Below are 19,999 nucleotides of genomic sequence, written 5' to 3' on the forward strand. Positions count from 1 at the left end.
ATCCATGAACCAGGCGCTTGGTCGTCCAGACGACTGCCCGACGTGTCCCTGGCATACCTGAGTACCGCAAGATGACACTTGCGATTCACGGCATTGCCGACGAAAGTTGCGTGGAAATTCGATTTCGGTGCCAATTCCCGGCTGCATCGGCAAGTCAACCGCGGGGCCGCCAGCAGATTCCGAGTGTTGCGCGGCGCGCGCGGGGTGTGCGGGCTTGCTGCCTTCCGCAACGGTCGGGCAAACGATTTGGGACGGAGCGATATGGCCGAACCGAAATCAGACAAGGACAGTCGCAACGGCGAGATCGCCCTCCACGAGGGTAATCTGGCGGATTTCGCCAAGGGCCTGCCGGCCCGTGCGCGGCTGGCGCTGTCAGCGGCGCTGCAACTGCCCAAGGGCTCGCTCACGGTGAAGATCCCGGACGGCCGCAGCGTCCTCGTCGGCGGCAAGGCGCCGGGGCCCGCGGCGGAAATCGTGCTGCACAACTGGAACCTGCCCGGCCGCGCCTTCAGCGGCGGCACCATCGGACTGGCGGAATCTTATATCGACGGCGATTGGGAAAGCCCGGACGTGACGACCTTCCTCGAGCTGTTCGTGGTCAACACCGAGATCGGCGAAAAGGTTGCAGGCAGCGCGAACTGGCTCTTGAATGCCGTCCAGCGCGTCCGCCATTGGCTGCACGACAACACCCGCACCGGCTCGAAGCGCAACATTTCCGCGCACTACGACCTCGGCAACGGATTCTACAGCGAGTGGCTCGACCCAAGCATGACCTATTCGTCCGGCCTCTATGCGACCGGCGCGAACGACCTCGCCGGCGCACAGGCGGAAAAATACCGTGCCCTGGCGCGCGATGCGGGCATCGGCCCCGGCGACCATGTCCTCGAGATCGGTTGCGGCTGGGGCGGCTTTGCCGAATTCGCGGCGCGGGAGATCGGCTGCAAGGTCACGGGGCTCACCATCAGCCGCGAGCAGTTCGATTTCGCGCAGAAGCGCATCCAGGACGCAGGTCTCACCGACAGGGTCGAATTGAAGCTGCAGGACTATCGCGACGAGACCGGCAGCTACGATCGCATCGCGTCGATCGAGATGTTCGAGGCAGTGGGCGAAAAACACTGGCCAACCTTCTTCGCCAAGATGAAGCAGTGCCTGCGCCCGGGCGGCACGGCCGGCCTGCAGATCATCACCATCAACGAAGCCGCCTACCCGCTCTATCGCAAGCGGCCCGACTTCATTCAGCGCTACGTATTCCCGGGCGGCATGCTGCCCACGCCGGAACTGCTGAAGTCGCTCGGCGCCGATCATGGGCTCGATTACCTGCGCGAGCGCGTCTTTCCGCAGGACTACGCGCGTACGCTTGCGGAATGGCGGACCCGGTTCTGGTCGTCCTGGGAGCGCATCGTGCCGCTCGGCTTCGACGAACGCTTCAAGAAGCTCTGGGAGTTCTATCTCCACTATTGTGAGGCGGGGTTCCGGGCCGAATACATCGACGTGAGACAGGTCGTCTACAAGGCCTAAAATTCGCAGTCGTTGAACAGCGTATATCTGGAGCGACGACATAAACGTGCCGGAATTTCGTCCTCAAAATGACGGACTATTCTTGAACCTGAGGCCACGGGTCGGGCCTCGGAGCGAATCAAGACATGCGCAGGCGGTATTTCTTCCTTCTGACCTTCCTTGCCGCTGGCGGCGCCATCTATCTCAACAACAGTTCGCTGCTTTCGGGCCGGCCCGCCGGCAAGCCCGTGATCCTCGCCCATCGCGGGCTCGCGCAGGAGTTCGAGCGGGCCGGCCTGACCGCCGAGACCTGCACCGCCAAGAGGATGCTGCCGCCGCGCCACGACTATCTCGAGAACACGCTCGCCTCGATGGAGGCGGCATTTGCCCTCGGCGCCGACGTTCTGGAGCTCGACGTGCAGCCCACCACCGACGGCCAGTTCGCCGTTTTCCACGACTGGACCGTAGACTGCCGCACCGAAGGCAGCGGCCGGACCCGTGACCTTTCCATGGCAGCGCTCAGGCAGCTCGACGTGGGCTACGGCTACACGGCGGATGGCGGCAAGACCTTCCCCTTCCGCGGCAAGGGCATGGGCCTGATGCCGTCGCTCGACGAGGTTTTTTCGCGCTTCCCCGACCAGCGCTTCCACATCAACCTCAAGAGCAACGATCCGGCGGAAGGCAAGGCCCTTGCGGCCTATCTCTCGACGCTTCCGGCCGAACGGCGTGCAGCCCTCGCCGTCGTCGGCGGCGACGCCCCGGTCCGGGCAATCAAGGAAGCCTTGCCCGGCATGCGCGCCGTCAGCAAAGAATCGCTGATGAGATGCCTGTTGCGCTACGAGGGCCTGGGCTGGACCGGCTATGTGCCGGATGCCTGCCGCGGCACCGCCCTGCTCGTCCCGGTCAACGTCGCGCCCTGGCTCTGGGGCTGGCCAGACCGCTTCCTCGACCGCATGGAGAGCGTCGGCACCAGCGTCTATCTGCTCGGGCCCTATGGCGGCGGTGGCTTCTCGGACGGCATCGACGACCCGGCCACCGTCGACCGGCTGCCCGCGGGCTACTCGGGCGGCATTTCGACCGATCAGCTGGACGCGATCGCCCCCGCCGTCGCCAGGCGGGAGCTCTGAGGAACTTGTAGGGAGCGGCCGGCATGGCGCGACCGCCCCGAGGTGGGTCGAGGAAGCGGTCCGGTCAGAGGGTTATGCGATACTTCGCAAAACCCTCGGCGCCCTCGCCGGCCTGCTCGATCCTCACGGCCTTGATCTCGGCGAGGTGCTCCTTCGCCTTCGGGCCGGTCTCGAAGATCACCGAAGCACCCTGCACGGGCGCAAACGACCAGTTCGAGTCGGCCGACGGATTGATCGTGCCCTGGTCGACGATGTAGCGCACGATGACGTCGCGGTTGGTGTCGGGCGCTTCGAATATCACCTTCGAGGCATTGATCTCGGGGAAGTTGCCCCCGCCCCCGGCCCGGTAGTTGTTGGTCGCGACGACGAATTTTGCCGCCGGATCAATCGGTTTTCCTCCGAACATCAAGTCGACGATGCGGTTGGAGCCGGCATTCAGCACGGTGCCCTTGGAATCATATTTGGGCGGTTGGGCCAGGTCGACCCTGTAGGTGACGCCGTCGATGACGTCGAAATTGTAGGACGGGAAGTCGGCATTGATCAGCGGCTGGTCCGCCTTGCCCGGCTCCACCTTATTGAAGATGCCGGCCGACATCTCGAGCCATTCCTTCACCTGCGCGCCGGTGATCGCCACAGCCTGGACCGTGTTGGGATAGAGGTAGAGGTCGGCGACATTCTTGATCGCCACGTCGCCAGCCGGCACATCGGTGTAGTAGTCCGGCCCGCCGCGTCCGCCGGACTTGAACGGCGCCGCGGCCGAGAGTACCGGCAGGTCCTTGTGCTCGGTGTCCTTCAGCATGTCCTTGATGTACCAGGTCTGCGCCTGGCTCACGATCTGCACCGACGGATCGTCGGCGACCAGCGCGAAGTAGGAGTAGAGCGGCGCCGACGTCTTGCCCACAGGCGTACGCACATAGGCGATCGTCGCCTCGTGCTCCTCCTTCACCGCCGCCTCGACCGAAGCCCGGCTTTCCACCGTCGGCATAACCTTCTTGTCGACGCGCTTGAAGATCGGCCGCGCCTCGCTGGTCGAACTGACCACCTTCCAGGCATTGCCGTCGCGCTCCAGCATCAGGTCGATCAGGCCGAGATGCGATCCCCAGAACCCGCCCATCACGCCCGGCTTGCCGTTGATCGTGCCCTTGGCGTTGTCGACGCCGGCAACGCCCTCGAATTTGGGGCCGGGGAAATCGAGATGGCTGTGGCCGGTGACGATGGCGTCGATACCATCCACTCCTGCGAGCAGGATCGACGCGTTCTCCAGATTGTCGCCGGCAGCCGGCGTGCCCATGCCCGAGTGAGCCAGCGCGATGATGATGTCGGCGCCCTCCTCCTTCATCTGCGGCACCCAGGCCTGGGCGGTCTTGACGATGTCGCGGGTCATCGCCTTGCCGCTTAGATGCTTGGCGTCCCAGGTCATCACCTGGGGCGGCACGAAGCCGATCAGGCCGATGCGGATCGGCTGCTCGGCGCCCGCGCCGTCCTTCAGCTTCTTGTCGACGATGACATAGGGCTTCAGGAACAGCTCGTCCTTGGTGGCGTCGGCGGCGAGCTGGCCCTTGGTCAGGTTGGCGCAGACGAAGGGGAAACTGGCGCCGTTGAGCACCTTGAACATGTAGTCCAGGCCATAGTTGAACTCGTGGTTGCCGAGCGTCGAACAATCGTAGCCCAGCGTGTTCATCGCCTTGATGATCGGGTGTATGTCGCCGTCCTTCATGCCGCGCTGATAGGCCATGAAGTCGCCCATCGGGTTGCCCTGCAGGAAGTCGCCATTGTCGAGGAGCAGAGAGTTGGTGGCCTCGGCCCGGATGGAGTCGATGATCGATGCGGTCCTGGCCACGCCCATCGTGTCGTTCGGCTTGTCGGCGTAATAGTCGTAGGGGAAGACGTGGACGTGGAGGTCGGTCGTTTCCATGATCCTGAGATGCGCCTGTTTGGCCTGCGCGCGCGCCGAGAATGGATGCATCATCACGATCGCGCCGGCGGCCGCAGAGCCGGCAAGGAAAGAACGGCGAGAAATCGGGTGAAGCATGTTGGACATTTTCACTCTCCAGAGGAAATGAACTGACAGTATTCAGCCGGCGTAAGAAAGATGAAATCTTGCGCCAATTTCAGCGCAAGTCCAGCGGCTCGATGTAACAGCCCCGTGACGAGCCCTAGGGAATGGATTGGTCCAGCGAGGCCGACCCAGCTATGCACCGCGGGCCGCTCATCGTCCCGAAAGTTTTCAGGCCAGGTCCGGACGCATGCCCATGGCGGTGCGGTCGATCACTTCGCGCAGCGCGAAGGACGAGTTGATCTTGGTGACGTGCGGCATCGCCGAAAGCCACTCCTTGTGGATGCGTTCGTAGTCGGGCAGGTCGCGTGCGGCGATGCGCAGGATGTAGTCGTATTCGCCCGACATCAGGTGGCAGGAGAGGATGTTGGGGCAGCGCTTCACCGCCACCTCGAACTCGCTCAGCGTCTTCTCGAACTGGCCGGACAGCGATATGTGGACGATCACCGTCATCTGGTGGCCGAGCGCAGCGTTCGAAAGCCTGGCGTGATAGCCGCTGATGATGCCCGACTTCTCCAGGTTGTCGAGACGGCGCGAACAGGCCGACTGGGACAGGCCGACCTTCTCGGCCAGCGCCGCATTGGGCATGCGGCCATCCTTCTGGAGCGAGTCCAGAATGGCGATATCAATCCTGTCCAGCGGCATTCTTCGAATTTCCTTCGATATTTACAGCGAACGACGCAAGGATTATCGAACGCAGCCAGCATGCGCAACTCATTTCGCAAACATATTCGAGCCGATTCGTGATTCACTTCCTACATAGGGAACAAGAGCCTGAACGGCTGCGGAGGAGCGAGAAATGCGTGTTGGTTGCCCCAAGGAAATCAAGAACCACGAGTACCGCGTCGGACTGACCCCCGGCTCGGTCCGCGAATATGTCGCCCACGGCCATGAAGTGCTGATCGAGACCGGCGCGGGTGCCGGCATCGGCGCCGACGACAACGCCTACCGCGGGGCCGGCGCGCATATTGCCAAGACGGCGGAGGAGGTCTTCACCCGCTCCGACATGATCGTGAAGGTCAAGGAACCCCAGCCCAAGGAATGGGCGCAGCTGCGCGACGGTCAGATCCTCTACACCTACCTGCACCTCGCTCCCGACCCTGATCAGACCAGGGGGCTGCTCGCCTCCGGGGTCACGGCGGTCGCCTACGAAACGGTGACCGACGACCGCGGCGGCCTGCCGCTGCTGGCCCCGATGTCGGAAGTTGCTGGAAGGCTGTCGATCCAGGCGGGCGCCACCGCCCTGCAGAAGGCCAATGGCGGCCGCGGCGTGCTGCTCGGCGGCGTGCCAGGCGTGCTGCCAGGCAAGGTCGCGGTGATCGGCGGCGGCGTCGTCGGCCTGCATGCCGCCCGCATGGCTGCCGGGCTCGGTGCCGACGTTTCCATCATCGACCGTTCGATCCCGCGACTGCGCCAGCTGGACGACCTCTTCGGCGGCCGCGTCCATACCCGCTATTCGACGGTCGAGGCCCTGGAGGAAGAGTGCTTCTCGGCCGACATCATCGTCGGCGCAGTCCTCATCCCGGGAGCTGCGGCGCCGAAGCTCGTCAGCCGCGAGATGCTCTCGGGCATGAAGAAGGGCGCGGTGCTGGTCGACGTCGCCATCGACCAGGGCGGCTGCTTCGAAACCTCGCACGCCACGACCCACGCCGATCCGACCTACGAGGTCGACGGCATCATCCACTACTGCGTAGCCAACATGCCGGGTGCGGTGCCGGTGACCTCGGCGCACGCGCTCAACAACGCCACGCTGCACTACGGCCTGGCGCTCGCCGACCGCGGCCTCAAGGCACTCGCAGACGAACCGCATCTGCGCAACGGGCTCAACGTGCATCGCGGGCGGATCACCAACCGCGCCGTCGCCGAGGCCCTCGGCTACGAGATGGTCGACGCCAAGGCCGCACTGGCGGCCTGAGTCGCGTCCACGACACCTTCGAACGCCCGCCGCAGCGATGCGGCGGGCTTTCGTTTTGTTCGGTCAGGCCTCCGCTGCCAACTCGATCCGGCACTGATAGCAATTGTTCCTGGCCGAGCGCATGTGCACGTAGGCGACGTCGGGCAGCGCCAGCAATTCGTGGGCCTTCGCGACGATCTCCGGCGTCGGCGTTACCGCCCCGGTGCCATAGACGATGCGATCGTTGGCACCGTAGCCGCGCAGGATGTAGTCGCGGGTCTCCTTGAACAGTTCGGGAAGATCGGCGGTGTCGTCTGCGCGCGCGCACTCCTCCGCATGGAGGAAGATCGGGCCGGTTTCCGCATAGGGCTGCAACGCTGGAAACGGCCGGTAGGCGAGAATGAGATACGGCTCGCCCGCGGCCACGTTCTTCAGGCAGTGGCGGCAGGGCACGCCGTCGCCATCGGAAAGGCGGCACTCCGGGACCATGCCGTAGGCATCGAACGCCCCTCGCTGCAGCGCTCTCACGTCGTCGGTGGGCAAGGCCTTAAATTTCAGGGTCATGGCGGCAGTCCTCTTGGTGCGATCCCGGCAAGCTAGGCCGAGCCCAAGGGGGCGCCCACCCGATTCCCGCTAGACCGACAGGGTTTCATCCATCAGCGCATCCAGCACCCGCACCTACCACTCTGATCGTCATCTCGCCCCGATATGAATAAAGCCCGGCTTTGGCAAGCCGGGCTCCAAGCGGATCGAACCGTTCCGCGTCAGCGGATGAAGTCGTCGAAGCGGCGCAGGGTCACGCGCCGATTGCGCCAGTTCTCGTTCTGGGTCGGCACCAGCAGGAACTCCTCGCCGTAACCGACGGTCTCGAGTGCGTAGCCCGGAATGCCGAACTCCCGTACCAGCGTCCGCCTGAGCGAGGCGGCGCGGCGCTCGGAAAGCGCCTGGTTGGACGCAAACGAGCCCACGGCGTCGGTATGACCCTCGATCAGCACGCGCGTTTCGGGGTCGCGGCGCAGGATGCGATTGAGGGCATTGGCGATGTTCTCGACCTTGCCGTATTGCGAATAGGGAATCTCGGCCGAGCCGAAGGCGAAGTTGATCGACTGGATGTCGATCGAGGGCGCCATGCGGCGCAGGTCCGGCCGGCGCTTGAACTCGCGTATGGTCACGCGCTGGTTCGGCTTGAGCTTGACCGTCGGCGCTGCCTCGAGCTGGCGCTCGATCTGTGCCGCCGAAGGCGTGGTCGCCTGGGCGGCGGCAAAGGATGGCACGGCGATCAAGGCAATCAGCGCAGCTGCCAAGGTGCGGCGGTTCAGCATCAATTATTCTCCTGTCAATTCGACATGAAGTCGAACCCAATGGCCGGGAAGATGCAACAAGCAACCTGAAGATGCGATGAACGGACGGTTCAGACTAGGTTGGCGCCGTTATTCACGCATCACGCTTGCCGCGCGTTCCGCAAAGGTCATCGTCCGCACGTTTTCGGATTTCTGCGCCACCGGCGAAAATCCCATCTTCTGGTAGAGCGGCAAGGCGGCGGGATGGTCCAGCGTGCAGGTCTGCACCGAGACCTTGCGCGGCCTATAGGACCAGGCGGCGGCGATCGCCGCCCCGAGGAACCAGCGCCCGAGCCCCTGCCCCGTGGCGTGATCCATCAGACCGAAATAGGCAAGCTCCACTTCCTCCGGCAAATGCGGCTTGAGGTCGAAGAAGCCCGCCGGCGCGCCATCCAGGTAGAGCACCCTGATGTCGCGGTCTTCGCGGTGCAGGCCGGCGGCGAGTTCCTCGTCGTCGAGCCGCAGGATGTTGACCCAGTGCCATCTGCGCCCGACGCGGTCCGCCAGGTAGCGATAGTAGTGCAACGGTATGTCGCGTGTCCTGAGCAGGGCGATCTGGCGATTGACCGGCAGCGGCGGCTGATAGGCCGGCGGCACGTGCATTTCCAGGAAGGTCACCGTGACCGGTATGATCTCGCTGCGGCCGGCCGGCATGGTCACGCCTTGCCCGTGGCCACCGGCGTGTCGGACAAGCCTCCCCATTCGGTCCATGAGCCGTCATAGAGGCGGTTGTCGCCGTGACCGAGCGACTGCAGGGCGAGCGTGATGACGGCTGCCGTCACGCCCGAACCGCAGGTGGTGACGACGGGCTTGGACAGGTCCAGCCCCGCCGCCTCCAGCGTCGACTTCAGGCGGTCGAGGGGAAGCAGTTCGCCATTCTCCGAGAGCGATGCCGACGGCACGTTGCGCGCCCCCGGCATGTGCCCGGAGCGCAGGCCCGCGCGCGGTTCGGGATCGCGGCCTTCGAAGCGTCCCGCGGAACGGGCGTCCGCCACCTGAGCGGCGCCGGAACGGACGATCTCGCGCATCTCGGCCAGCGACACGACTTTTGAAGCATCGTAGTCGACGTGGAAGACGTTCGGCGCGGTTTTCGTCGGCTGGGAGGTCACCGGACGGCCATCGGCCTTCCAGCGATCGAAGCCGCCATCCAGGATGTAGACCTGGAACACGCCCATGATGCGGAACATCCACCAGACCCGCGGAGCCGCAAGGAACCCCGGCCCGTCGTAGATGACGATCGTGTCGTCGGCCGATATGCCCATCGAGCCCGCGTGGCGTGCAAACAGCGCTGGCGACGGCAGCATGTGGGGCAGCGCCGAATCGAGATCGCAAACGAGATCGAGGTCGAAGAACACCGAGCCGGGAATGTGTGCCGCGTCGTATTCGGCGCGCGCGTCGCGCTTTTGCGCCGGCAGATACCAGGATGCATCGACGATCGACAGGCCCGGCGTGCCCAGCCGCTCCTCCAGCCAGTCCGCGTCAATGACGAAAGCGCTCTTCTCGCCCATGGGAGGCTCCTGCTCAGTTGGCGGGCATCGCGCCGAAGCGGATGCGGAAGCGGCGGTTTTCCCGCCCTTTCTTCTCGATCTTGCCGATGTGGATCTCGCCGATCTCGGCAGTTCGTGCGACATGGGTGCCGCCGCAGGGCTGGCTGTCGACCGAGGCATCGTCGCCGATGCAGACCAGCCTGATCCGTCCGGTACCCGAGGGCGGCCGCACGTTTTTCGACTTGACCAGGGTCGGATTGGCGGCCAGCTCTTCCTCCGATATCCAGCGCGTGTAGATCGGATGGTCGGCCCTGACGAGGGCCATCAGTTGCTCGGTCACCGCCTCCTTGTTGAAGCCGGCATCGGGAATGTCGAAATCGACGCGCGAATCGTCCTCTCCGACGGCGGCGCCGGTGATCGGATAGGGGCAGACGACGGTGAGCAGGTGACAGGCCGCGTGCATGCGCATCAGAAGGAGGCGGCGCGGCCAGTCGATCGCCAGCTTCAGCCGTTCGCCGATCTCTGGAACCGGTTGCTCCGTCCCCGGCACATGGATGATCTCGTCCTTGTGCTCGCCGGTGATGGTCGCGGCCACGGCGATCGGACTGCCGTCCTCGCGCAGCATCGTTCCGGTGTCGCCCGGCTGGCCGCCGGACGTCGCGTAGAAGATCGTGCGGTCCAAGATGATGCCGCCACGGTCGTTGACCGCGAGCACCTGGGCCGCAGACTCGCGCAGATAGGAATCGTCGCGGAACATCGCCTCGGTGGAATATGCCATCATGCCACCTGTTCGAACGGGACCTCGATGTCGACCGGCCGGTCCATCCACTCGGGCACCGGAAGCCCCTTGCCGCGCAGGAACTCCGGATTGAACAGCTTCGACTGGTAGCGGGTTCCGAAGTCGGCGAGGATGGTGACGATGGTGTGGCCCGGGCCCAGCTCGCGCGCCAGGCGCACGGCACCGGCAATGTTGATGCCCGAGGAACCGCCGACGCAGATGCCCTCGTCCTGGATCAGTTCGAAGACGATCGGCAGCGCCTCTTCGTCGGGGATCTGGTACGAGAAATCGGGCGTGAAGCCGTCGAGGTTGGCGGTGATGCGCCCCTGGCCGATGCCTTCGGTGATGGAGCTGCCCTCGGCCCTGAGTTCGCCCGTCGTATAGTAGCTGTGCAGGGCCGCGCCGAGCGGATCGGCGAGCGCGATCTTGATGTCATTGCGCTTCGACTTGAGCCCGATCGCCACGCCGGCGAGCGTCCCGCCGGTACCCACGGCCGAGACGAAGCCGTCGACCTTGCCGCCGGTCTGTTCCCATATCTCCTCGGCAGTCGTGCGGACATGGCCGTCGCGGTTGGCGACGTTGTCGAACTGGTTGGCCCAGATCGCGCCGTTGGGGTCGGTCCTGGCCAGTTGCTCGGCGAGCCTGCCGGAAACCTTCACATAGTTGTTCGGGTTCTTGTAGGGGACGGCGGGTACCTCGATGAGCTCGGCGCCGAGCAGGCGCAGCGCATCCTTCTTCTCCTGGCTCTGGGTGTCGGGAATGACGATGACCGTGCGATAGCCGAGCGCCTTGGCGACGACCGTCAGGCCGATGCCGGTGTTACCGGCGGTGCCCTCGACAATCACGCCGCCAGGGCGGAGCAGTCCGCGCTTCTCGGCATCGCGAATGATGAACAGGCCGGCGCGGTCCTTGACCGACTGGCCAGGGTTCATGAACTCGGCCTTGCCGAGAATCTCGCAACCGGTTTCCTCCGAGGCACGCCTGAGCCTGATGAGAGGGGTATTGCCGATGGCGTCGATCACCGAGCGATGCATGGAGATTCCTTCCTATTTCGCCGTGGAACCCTAGAAATCTGCACCTCGGCTTTCAAGGCAAGAATTTCTCTGGACCATTTACATTCTGCCGCAAACCACGCGCCAGTTAGGGTGCAGGACTTCTCCGCCCCAACATATCGGGCGAAAACAGGCCTTTGCAGGCGAAGGCTGCGCCGCTAGAGCTATGCGACACTATTTGCGGGGGATTTGAGTGAGTACTTACCGGGCCGCCCCGAAGGACGGCGTCGCGTGGATTACGGGTGGCAGCACGGGCATTGGCCGCGCGGTGGCCCGTCTCCTCGCCAAGCAGGGCTACACCGTCGCGGTCACCGTGCGTCCCAATGATCCGCTGGACGCGCTCATCGCCGAGACAAAAGGCATGGCTGGGCGAATCCTGTCCTTCCCGTCGGACGTCACCGACGAAGCCGGGATGGCGGCGGCAGTGGGCGCGATCGAGTCCCAGGCCGGCCCCATCGTGCTCGCCATCTTCAATGCCGGCGCCTACCTGCCCGTCAGGGGCGACGACCTGCAGCTCAATTCCTTCCGCCAGAGCTTCGACGTCAATGTCTTCGGCGTGCTCAACGGGCTTGCGCCGGTGATCGAACGCATGCGCAATCGCGGTCGCGGGCATGTCGTGTTCATGGGCTCGATCAGCGCCTATTTCGGCTGGCCGACGACCGCGGCCTACGCCGCGACGAAGGCCGCGATCAACGTCATCGCCGAGGCGCTCAAATTCGATTTCGACAAGATGAACATCCGGACCCAGGTGCTGAATCCCGGTTTCATCGACACGCCGCTGACCCAGAAGAGCGCGTTTTCGATGCCGGCCATGATGTCGGTCGACGACGCGGCCGAACGGGTCTGCCGGGCGATACTAAAGGGCGGATTCGAGGTCACCTTCCCGAGGCGCCTCACCTGGGGGATGAAGCTGCTTTTCGTCCTGCCGCGTCCCTTGCGGGAAATGGCGCTGCGAACTTCGACCCGGTGGAAAGCCGAGCCGATTGTCTATCTGCGGCGCTCGACCTTCGACTGACGATCAGGCCAGCGGCTGGGGCTTTGCGTCGCGCGCCCAGAGATAGATGAAAATCGCCGTGCCAAGCATCACGACATAGAACCAGAACAGCGCGGAATACGCCGCCGTGGGCTCGCCCGGCACCACGCTTGCCGTCACCACCGCACCGGTTGCGAACTGCATGGCGCCCACGCCGCCGATCGAGAAGAAATTCATCAGCGTGACGCCGCGCCCGACGAGATGGGCGGGGAAGAACGCGCGCGCATGCGCCATCAGCAGGCCATAGCTGCCGCCGGTCAGGCCGATGAGGACGAAGACGACAGTGACCGCCGCCACGTCGGTGAGGACATCGACGGCGAGATAGAGGATCGCCAGGAGACCGATGGTGTTCCCCACCACTGCGACCCACTTGCGGGTGCGGAAGATCGTGTCGAGCGGCCCATAGGTGAAGGCCCCGGCGACCATGGCCAGCGCCATGAACAAGGTCACCTGCCCTATCATCAAGGTATCCGCGCCATAGACGTCGACGAGATAGGGACCTGACCAGAGGCCGCGGATCCCCGTCGTCGGCGCATAGTTGATGGCCGTCAGCGGGATGATCGGCCACAGCACGCGCATGCGGAGCAACTCGCGGTAGCCGCCGAACCCGACCGCGCCCTGGTCCATGCCGGGCGGCGACTTCGGATCGCGCACGAGCGCCAGGATCGCCAGGGCGACCACGATCGTGACGAGCGCAAGCCCCGCCATCACCGGCCGCCAGCCGAACGCTTCGGCGGCCTGCGCCAGGGGTGCCGCGCCAATGACGTTGCCGGCGGTCCCGAAAGCCACCATCCACGAGGCCAGCACGGAAAACCGCGCGAGCGAAAAGACGCGGGCGAAGATGAACAGCGAAGACATCAGCACCGGCGCGCAGCCTATGCCGATCAGGGCCATAGCAGCGATCACCATCCATGGGGTCGACGCGGCCGCAAACAGGATTGCCCCTCCGCCGCCGCCGAGCATCAGCAACGCTGACGCCGTGCGCCGCGGCCCGAAACGGTCGAGCGACACGCCGATGGCGAACTGGGCCAGCGCAAAGGTGAGGAAGAACGCACCGGACGCCAGCGACAAGTGCGCCTTGGTTGCACCCAGTTCAGCGGTCAGCGCCGGCGTCAGCACGGCCATGAACGACCGGTAGAATTGCGACAGCACGTAGGCGATCGCGAGCGTCGCTATGCCGGTCATGCACCACCCCAAAGCAGAAAGGGCGGCCGAGGCACCGCCCCGACCGCCCTAACCTATTCATGCCATTGCAGCAAATGGACCAGGCTGGCCCGATCTGCTGCACAGATCAGGCAGCTCGCGAATTCGGTCCGCGATTGCCGAAGCCGCGGCGCTTGCCGCGAAACGGCTTGCCGCCGGCGGGCTTGTCCGCCTTCGGCGCGCCTGAGCCCGACCGATCGCCGCCCTTGGCGAAACGCGGCTTGCCACCGCCGTTGCCGCGACCGCGCTGGCCGTTCGGGCGCCCTTGCCTGCGCTCGCCGTCGTCGTCGTTGGCCGGCTCCGGCATGCGATGCTCACCGGCAGGACGCTGCGGATCGGGCTGGCCAAGATGGTCGGCGTCGACCGGCAGCTTCATGCGGATGATGCGCTCGACCTGCTTGAGCTTGGCGTTCTCCGAGGGATCGACCAGCGTGACCGCAACGCCGGAAGCACCGTTGCGGCCGGTACGGCCGATGCGATGGACGTAGCTCTCGGCCTCGTCCGGCAGGTCGAAATTGACGACATGGCTGATGCCGGGCACGTCGATGCCGCGCGCGGCGATATCGGTTGCCACCAGGATGCGGACGGAGCCGTCGCGGAAGCCGTTCAGCGCCTTCTGACGCGCGTTCTGCGACTTGTTGCCGTGGATGACCGCCGCCTCGAAGCCGTCACGCTCGAGGTCGCGGGTCACGCGGTCGGCGCCATGCTTGGTGCGGGCGAAGACGATCACCGAGCGCATGGCCTCGTCGGCCAGCATGTCGGAGAGGATCTTGCGCTTCTGCTTGGTGCGAGCCAGGACGACGCTCTGGCGGATTTCGGCCGCCGTGGTGCCCTGGGGAGCCACCTCGACGCGGACCGGGTCCCTGAGCAGCCCGGCTGCCAGCTCGGCGATCTCCGCCGGCATGGTGGCCGAGAACAGCGCCGTCTGGCGGAACTTGGCCGTCGCCTTGGCGATGCGCTTGACGTCGTTGATGAAGCCCATGTCGAGCATGCGGTCGGCCTCGTCGAGGACGAGCCACTGCGTATCGGCCAGGATCACGTCGCCTTCGCGGACGAGATCGGTCAGGCGGCCGGGCGTCGCGATCAGAACGTCGACACCGGGGCCGATCTTGCGGACCTGGGCGCTGCGGGAGACCCCGCCGAGCACCAGCGCGGTCGAGATGTGCGCGCCCTTGGCGAGCAGCTTGATGGTGTCCTCGATCTGGACTGCGAGTTCGCGGGTCGGCGCGAGGATGAGCGCACGCGCGGTCTTCGGCCGGCGCTTGGTACCGAGCGCGATGATCTTGGAGAGGATGGGCAGCGCGAATGCCGCGGTCTTGCCGGAGCCGGTCTGGGCGATGCCGAGGATGTCGCGGCCTTCCAGCTGTGCCGGGATGGAGTGAACCTGGATCGGCTTGGGCTCGGTGAAGCCGGCCGCGATGGTCGACTTGAGCAGAGCGCCCGAAATGCCGAGTTTGGCGAAGCCGTTCAGCTCCGCGGAATTTTCATTGGTCAATATCTTCTTCTTTCGTGCGACGGCCATCCGCCGCAAACATCAATGGCGGCAGGGCGCAACCTGCCGGCCTCGATCTCTTGTGAAACGACAAGGCGGCGGACATCGTCCGCTCGGCTGCGCTGTCGCGCCCGCATGCCTCATGCCGCGGGTCTATTTCGCCGCTTGCCGTGGCCGGAAAGGGGAGAAAACAGACGCAACCAAGTCTCAGCAGTGAGAAAGCCGGCAAGCCCGGCCCAAGCGCCTATGCCGCCGCATATGGCGGAACCGCGGGCAAAATGCAAGTCCCCGCCTTCAGGCAGCTTCGGCGACGACCTCGTTCAACGTGTCGAGATCGACATAGAAGATGCGGGTGATGGCGACAATCAGCTCATCCCCCCAATAGCCGTAAGACTTCAGGATGCTGACGGCGGTGACTATGTCGACGGTTTCCGTCAGACGCCTCTTCATGCTGTCCTCAACGAATTCTTCCATCGGGCCGTCCCTCTGTCCGATTGCCAACGCAAGGAACACGGAAGCAGAACTCTCGATCCGGGATAGGATGACTCGCTTGCCCGGAACTTGCGGATTGCCAGGCACTCGGCGCCTTGCGGATCGAACCGAACCCAGGCGATTCGCAGCGCCCGCCGAATATTAGCACGAGCAGCAATATCCTTCGAGCTTGGCTACGCCCGAGGCGCCACGACCTCGAGCGCCAGGCGGAGCATGTCGCGGAACAACTCCTGCCGCTCGGAAGGGTCCGTGCCTTCACCGGTGACGAGGCTGTCGACCACCGTGCAGATCGACAGCGCCTTGGCGCCGAAGCGCGCGGCTATCGTGTATAGGGCATTGGTCTCCATATCCACGGCCAGAGCTCCGCTTGCCCTTACGCCCGCGAAGCGGCCCAGCCCGTCCGGATGATAGAACACGTCACTGGATGCCGTCTGGCCAACATGATGATCGATCGCGAGTTCCGCAGCCTGCTCGGCTGCGCGGCGCAGCAGCTGGAAGTCGGCGCTCGGGGCATAGTCGTAGATTCCGAAAAGCTGCCGATTGACATGGCTGTCAGTGCTCGCCGACTGCGAGATCACGAGGCTGCGCAGCCTGACATGCTCCGCCAGCGCTCCGCAGGTGCCGATACGCACCAGCGTCCGCGCCCCATAGGTGTCCAGCAATTCATGCGCATAGATCGACAGCGAGGGCGCGCCGATACCGGTGGTCTGCACGCTGATCGGCATGCCGCGCCAGCGCCCGGTAAATCCCAGTGCACCGCGGATACGGTTCACGCAACGGGCCTCTTCGAGGAAGTTCTCGGCCACCCACTCCGTGCGTTGCGGATCCCCCGCGAGCAGCACGGTCTCGGCGTAGTCGTCCCTTCCCGCCTCGTTGTGCGGCGTCAGTTGCATCGGCGATCCTGACTGGCCTCCGCTCGCATCATGGCACTCTGCCACGCGATGCGAAAGCCGTCCCGCAGCCGGGCGCTCAGGTCTCGAGGACTTCCTTCACTACTGTCGCCAGTTGCTTGAGCGAGAAGGGCTTCGGCAGGAAGCCGAACTGCGCGTCGGCTGGGAGATTCTTGGCGAAGGCATCCTCAGCGTAACCCGAGACGAAGATGAACTTGATGTCGGGCTGGCGCCGGCGCAACTCGCCGAGCAGCGTCGGGCCATCCATCTCGGGCATCACCACGTCGGACACGACGACGTCGACCATGCCGCCAAGCTCGTCGAACACCTCCAGCGCCTCGACGCCGGACGACGCCTCATGGACGGTGTAGCCGCGCGAGGTCAGCGCCCTGACGCCGCCCAGGCGCACCGCATCCTCGTCTTCCACGAGCAGCACGGTTGCCGAACCGGAAAGGTCCTTGGCGGCACCGTTCGTTTCGGCTTCAGGCTGCCTCGCCACCACAGGTGCCGCGACCTCCGGGCCGTTCCCGGCTGCCGGCTGGGGCTTGGCGACATGGCGCGGCAGGAAGATCCTGAAAACCGTGCCCTTGCCCACTTCGGAATCGCAGAAGATGAAGCCGCCGGTCTGCTTGATGATGCCGTAGACCATGGAAAGGCCGAGGCCGGTGCCCTTGCCCACCTCCTTGGTGGTGAAGAACGGTTCGAATATCTTCTTGAGCACTTCCGGCGGAATGCCGGTGCCGGTGTCTTCCACCTCGACCATCACATAGTCCGCCGGCGCCAGTTCCCTGTAGCCATAGGCCTTGCACTCTTCGGTCGGCACGTTCTTGGTCCGCACCATCAGGTCGCCGCCCTGGGGCATCGCGTCCCGGGCGTTGACCGCGAGATTGACCACGACCTGCTCGAACTGGCCGATATCGGCGCGCACCGGCCACAGGTCGCGGCCGTGATCGACCTTGAGCTTGATGCTGTTGCCGACGAGGCGGGCGAGCAGCGTCCGCAGGTCGGCGAGCACGTCGGTGAGGTTGAGCACCTCCGGCCGCAGCGTCTGCTTGCGCGAGAAGGCCAAGAGCTGCCGGACCAGCGAGGCCGCGCGGTTGGCATTCTGCTTGATGTTCATGATGTCCGGGAAGGACGGATCGGAAGGCCGGTGGTTGGTCAGCAAAAGATCCGATGCCATGATGATGGCCGTCAGCACGTTGTTGAAATCGTGCGCGATGCCGCCCGCGAGCTGGCCGACGGCCTGCATCTTCTGGCTTTGCGCCATCTGGCTTTCCAGCGCCTTCTGCTCGGTCGTCTCGACCGCGTAGACGATCGCGGCTTCTTCGGCGCCGTCCGCGTCCGACCCGTCGGCCACGGCATTGACGTAGAAGCGGACATGCCGCTCCTCGTTCTGGGGCAATACCGTGTCGATCGGCGCGATATTCGCCTGGCGCTGGCGCGCCTTCTCGAGCGCCGCGGCGAAGGCTGGTCGGTCGCGCTCATGGATGACGGTATCGAGCCGCACACGCCGGTCGACGGCATCGCGGTCGACGGCGGACGAGAACAGGGACAGGAACGGCGCATTGGTGCGCAGGATCCGACCGGTCTGGTCGACGCCGGCTATCGCCATCGGCGTCGAGTTGAAGAAGCGCGTGAAGCGAACCTCCGAAGCCCTCAGCTGCGCGGACGAATCCTCGCCTTCGGTGCGGTTGAGCACGATCGTGCGCGTCGGCCCGTTGACGCCCTCGCGGCTCGCCGAAACCCGATGCATGAAGCGCACCGGAAGCGCCTCGCCGTTGACGGTTGCCAGATCCAGGTCGATCACCGCGTTGCGGGTCGTGCCCGGATCGGCCTTGACCGAACGGACCAGCGCCATGCCGTCGCCGGCGACGATCTCGTCGAGGCTGATGGCGCCTGGCGTGAAGCTGGCGAGGTCGATGCCGAGCCAGTCGGCGAGCGTGGCGTTCACATAGGTGACCCGGCCATCCTGGTCGGCCGAGAAGAAGCCTGCCGGGGCGTGGTCGAGATGATCGATGGCCTGCTGCAGGTCGAGGAAGAACCGCTCCTGCTCGGCGCGTTCGGGAGAGATGTCCGCCAACTGCCAGGCGTTCAGCGGCTGCCGGTTGCCGGGGACGCTAAAGGAGCGTGCGCGCACGCGATACCAGCGCGCGCCGGGCGCCGCCCCCGGGCGTATGGATTGCGCAAGGCGGAATTCGCCGTCGCCGGCCTGGCCATCCCTGAGGCCCGAGGCGATCTGTGAGATCGTCAAGGACGCTTCGGGCAGATCGGAAAGCAGCCCCTCGACGGTCTTGAGGTCGGAGGCGGTCGCCGCCCCGGTCATGTCCGCATAGGCGCGATTGGCATAGACGATGCGTCCCTTGGCATCGATGACCACCAGCCCCTGCGACATGGAATCGACGAAGGCCTTCGACAGCCCGTCGGCCGGCGAACGCGGCGATATCTGGATGAAGCCGATGGCGGTGGCGAAAAGATAGCCGACGCCGATCATGGCCAGCACGCCGAGCATGCCGAGAAGGAACGGGTCTCCGAGGCGCTCGCGGAAGATGCCGAACACGATCGCAGCACCGGTCAGGACCACGATGAAGATGATCAGTCGCGTGACGGCATCGGGGCGTCCGGCCTGGTCGACGATCGGGACCGGATAAAAGTCGTTGCGCGTTTCCTTGGCCATTCCCCTGCGAGTCTCTCGGCTCCCTCGATCCGAAGCGGTTGAATCACATTCTCCCCGGCGGGGAAAGGCCCCGCCATGAAAGCTGCGCAAGTTCGAGGCAAGTTCGGGTGCTTAATCACAATGCATGTGCGCTGGCGACAGGCGGCTTGCCGTCGCAGGCAGCAAGGCGCTAGTGTCGCGCCGGCGCGAAGACGGGGATAGAGCGATGTTCGAATGGCTGGATAGCGTGGCAGGCCCGGCCTATACGGCGGCGCTGCTGTGGACCCTGGCGGCGCTCATCCTGCTGATCATCGTGCTGGTCATCGTCAAGCTGGTCCGCAGCCTCACATTCGGGACCTTCGTCGCCGGCGGCCGCAACAGGAAAACACGACTGGCGGTCATGGATGCGACGGCGGTCGACAGCCATCGGCGCCTGGTGCTGGTGCGCCGCGACGACATCGAGCACCTGTTGCTCATCGGCGGCCCCACCGACGTGGTGGTCGAGACCGACATCCGCATGGCGGCGCCGCGCCGACCGGCTCTGACCGGAGAAACAGCACCGCACGAAGCTCCCCAGCCGCCGCGCCCGCACGCCCAACACGCACCATCAAGGCCGGCTGCGCCGCACCAGGCCAAAGCGCCCGCAGCGCCCGCGGCCCCGATGATGCACCGTCCGTCCACCGCGCCTGCCGCGCATCTCGCTCCGCATGCCGCGCCCGCCGCGGCGGCCAGACCTCAGCCGGGCCCTGTCGCGCCGGCCAGGCCCGCGCCCTTGCCGGCAGCCGCACCGGTTCGCCGCGAGCAAATCGACGAGACGCTGATGAAGGAGCTCGAGGTTTCGCTCGACGACAAGCCGCGGGCCGGCAAACCTGCGGTCGATCCGTCGCTCGACGACGAGATGGCGCGGCTGCTGGGCGAATTGTCGAGCCACAAGAAATAGCCAGGCGAAATCTCGCTTCGGCGCATGAAAAAGGCGGCCGAAGCCGCCTTTTTCAATCATCACAA

18 protein-coding genes are annotated in these 19,999 nt (G+C 65.3%); 5 read left to right on the plus strand and 13 right to left on the minus strand.

The features are described 5' to 3' along the window. Positions 1–261: 261 nt before the first annotated feature. Both PV773_RS10435 and PV773_RS10440 read left to right on the plus strand, forming a co-directional pair. Positions 262–1,518, plus strand: a complete 1,257-nt coding sequence (locus PV773_RS10435) for a cyclopropane-fatty-acyl-phospholipid synthase family protein (protein ID WP_347966269.1) — start codon at positions 262–264, stop codon at positions 1,516–1,518. 125 nt (positions 1,519–1,643) lie between these two features. After that, positions 1,644–2,624, plus strand: coding sequence for a glycerophosphodiester phosphodiesterase family protein (locus PV773_RS10440; protein WP_347966270.1), 981 nt, complete (start codon positions 1,644–1,646; stop codon positions 2,622–2,624). 64 nt (positions 2,625–2,688) lie between these two features. On the opposite strand, the gene PV773_RS10445 is transcribed toward PV773_RS10440, so the two are convergent. Together PV773_RS10445 and PV773_RS10450 are read right to left on the minus strand one after the other, a co-directional pair. After that, on the minus strand, positions 2,689–4,665 hold the full coding sequence (locus tag PV773_RS10445) for a bifunctional 2',3'-cyclic-nucleotide 2'-phosphodiesterase/3'-nucleotidase (protein ID WP_347966271.1): 1,977 nt from the start codon (positions 4,663–4,665) through the stop codon (positions 2,689–2,691). A 186-nt stretch (positions 4,666–4,851) separates the two neighbouring features. Beyond that, entirely contained in the window at positions 4,852–5,325 is a 474-nt protein-coding gene (locus tag PV773_RS10450) for an Lrp/AsnC family transcriptional regulator (protein WP_340037351.1), read from the minus strand. A gap of 154 nt (positions 5,326–5,479) precedes the next feature. On the opposite strand from PV773_RS10450, the gene ald reads away from it, so the two are divergent. Next, complete coding sequence (gene ald / locus PV773_RS10455; RefSeq protein WP_347966272.1) at positions 5,480–6,595, plus strand: alanine dehydrogenase; 1,116 nt, start codon at positions 5,480–5,482, stop codon at positions 6,593–6,595. A 63-nt stretch (positions 6,596–6,658) separates the two neighbouring features. On the opposite strand, the gene PV773_RS10460 is transcribed toward ald, so the two are convergent. From PV773_RS10460 to PV773_RS10485, 6 genes are all read right to left on the minus strand, one after another. Further along, positions 6,659–7,138, minus strand: coding sequence for a DUF1203 domain-containing protein (locus PV773_RS10460; protein WP_347966273.1), 480 nt, complete (start codon positions 7,136–7,138; stop codon positions 6,659–6,661). Between the two features lie 200 nt (positions 7,139–7,338). Next, complete coding sequence (locus PV773_RS10465) at positions 7,339–7,896, minus strand: OmpA family protein (protein ID WP_347966274.1); 558 nt, start codon at positions 7,894–7,896, stop codon at positions 7,339–7,341. Between the two features lie 108 nt (positions 7,897–8,004). Further along, positions 8,005–8,568, minus strand: a complete 564-nt coding sequence (locus tag PV773_RS10470; RefSeq protein ID WP_347966300.1) for a GNAT family N-acetyltransferase — start codon at positions 8,566–8,568, stop codon at positions 8,005–8,007. 2 nt (positions 8,569–8,570) lie between these two features. Next, positions 8,571–9,422, minus strand: a complete 852-nt coding sequence (gene sseA, locus PV773_RS10475) for a 3-mercaptopyruvate sulfurtransferase (RefSeq protein ID WP_347966275.1) — start codon at positions 9,420–9,422, stop codon at positions 8,571–8,573. Between the two features lie 13 nt (positions 9,423–9,435). Beyond that, positions 9,436–10,179, minus strand: coding sequence for an alanyl-tRNA editing protein (locus PV773_RS10480; RefSeq protein ID WP_347966301.1), 744 nt, complete (start codon positions 10,177–10,179; stop codon positions 9,436–9,438). Next, entirely contained in the window at positions 10,179–11,213 is a 1,035-nt protein-coding gene (locus tag PV773_RS10485) for a cysteine synthase A (protein WP_347966276.1), read from the minus strand. Before PV773_RS10485 ends, PV773_RS10480 begins: the two co-directional genes overlap by 1 nt. A 211-nt stretch (positions 11,214–11,424) precedes the next feature. Here PV773_RS10485 and PV773_RS10490 point away from each other — a divergent pair, with 211 nt between their 5' ends. Beyond that, complete coding sequence (locus PV773_RS10490) at positions 11,425–12,246, plus strand: SDR family NAD(P)-dependent oxidoreductase (RefSeq protein WP_347966277.1); 822 nt, start codon at positions 11,425–11,427, stop codon at positions 12,244–12,246. 3 nt (positions 12,247–12,249) lie between these two features. Here PV773_RS10490 and PV773_RS10495 read toward each other — a convergent pair whose 3' ends face one another. The 5 genes from PV773_RS10495 to PV773_RS10515 all read right to left on the minus strand — a co-directional run bounded on the left by PV773_RS10495 (position 12,250) and on the right by PV773_RS10515 (position 19,015). Then, positions 12,250–13,449: an MFS transporter gene (locus tag PV773_RS10495; RefSeq protein ID WP_347966278.1), complete on the minus strand. Its 1,200-nt coding sequence runs from the start codon at positions 13,447–13,449 to the stop codon at positions 12,250–12,252. A 106-nt stretch (positions 13,450–13,555) separates the two neighbouring features. Continuing rightward, a complete protein-coding gene (locus tag PV773_RS10500; protein WP_347966279.1) occupies positions 13,556–14,962 on the minus strand; it encodes a DEAD/DEAH box helicase in 1,407 nt (468 codons plus the stop codon). A gap of 291 nt (positions 14,963–15,253) precedes the next feature. Further along, on the minus strand, positions 15,254–15,433 hold the full coding sequence (locus PV773_RS10505; protein ID WP_347966280.1) for a hypothetical protein: 180 nt from the start codon (positions 15,431–15,433) through the stop codon (positions 15,254–15,256). 191 nt (positions 15,434–15,624) lie between these two features. Continuing rightward, the gene (deoD, locus tag PV773_RS10510; protein WP_347966302.1) at positions 15,625–16,338 is read right to left on the minus strand and encodes a purine-nucleoside phosphorylase; all 714 of its coding nucleotides are present in this window, start codon (positions 16,336–16,338) and stop codon (positions 15,625–15,627) included. 82 nt (positions 16,339–16,420) lie between these two features. Beyond that, on the minus strand, positions 16,421–19,015 hold the full coding sequence (locus tag PV773_RS10515; protein ID WP_347966281.1) for an ATP-binding protein: 2,595 nt from the start codon (positions 19,013–19,015) through the stop codon (positions 16,421–16,423). Between the two features lie 205 nt (positions 19,016–19,220). Between PV773_RS10515 and PV773_RS10520 the strand changes: the two genes are divergently transcribed. Beyond that, a complete protein-coding gene (locus PV773_RS10520; RefSeq protein WP_347966282.1) occupies positions 19,221–19,934 on the plus strand; it encodes a hypothetical protein in 714 nt (237 codons plus the stop codon). Positions 19,935–19,999 lie beyond the last annotated feature (65 nt).

Origin of the sequence: Mesorhizobium sp. CC13, from assembly GCF_039907765.1 — a bacterium.
Classification (GTDB): Bacteria; Pseudomonadota; Alphaproteobacteria; order Rhizobiales; family Rhizobiaceae; genus Aminobacter.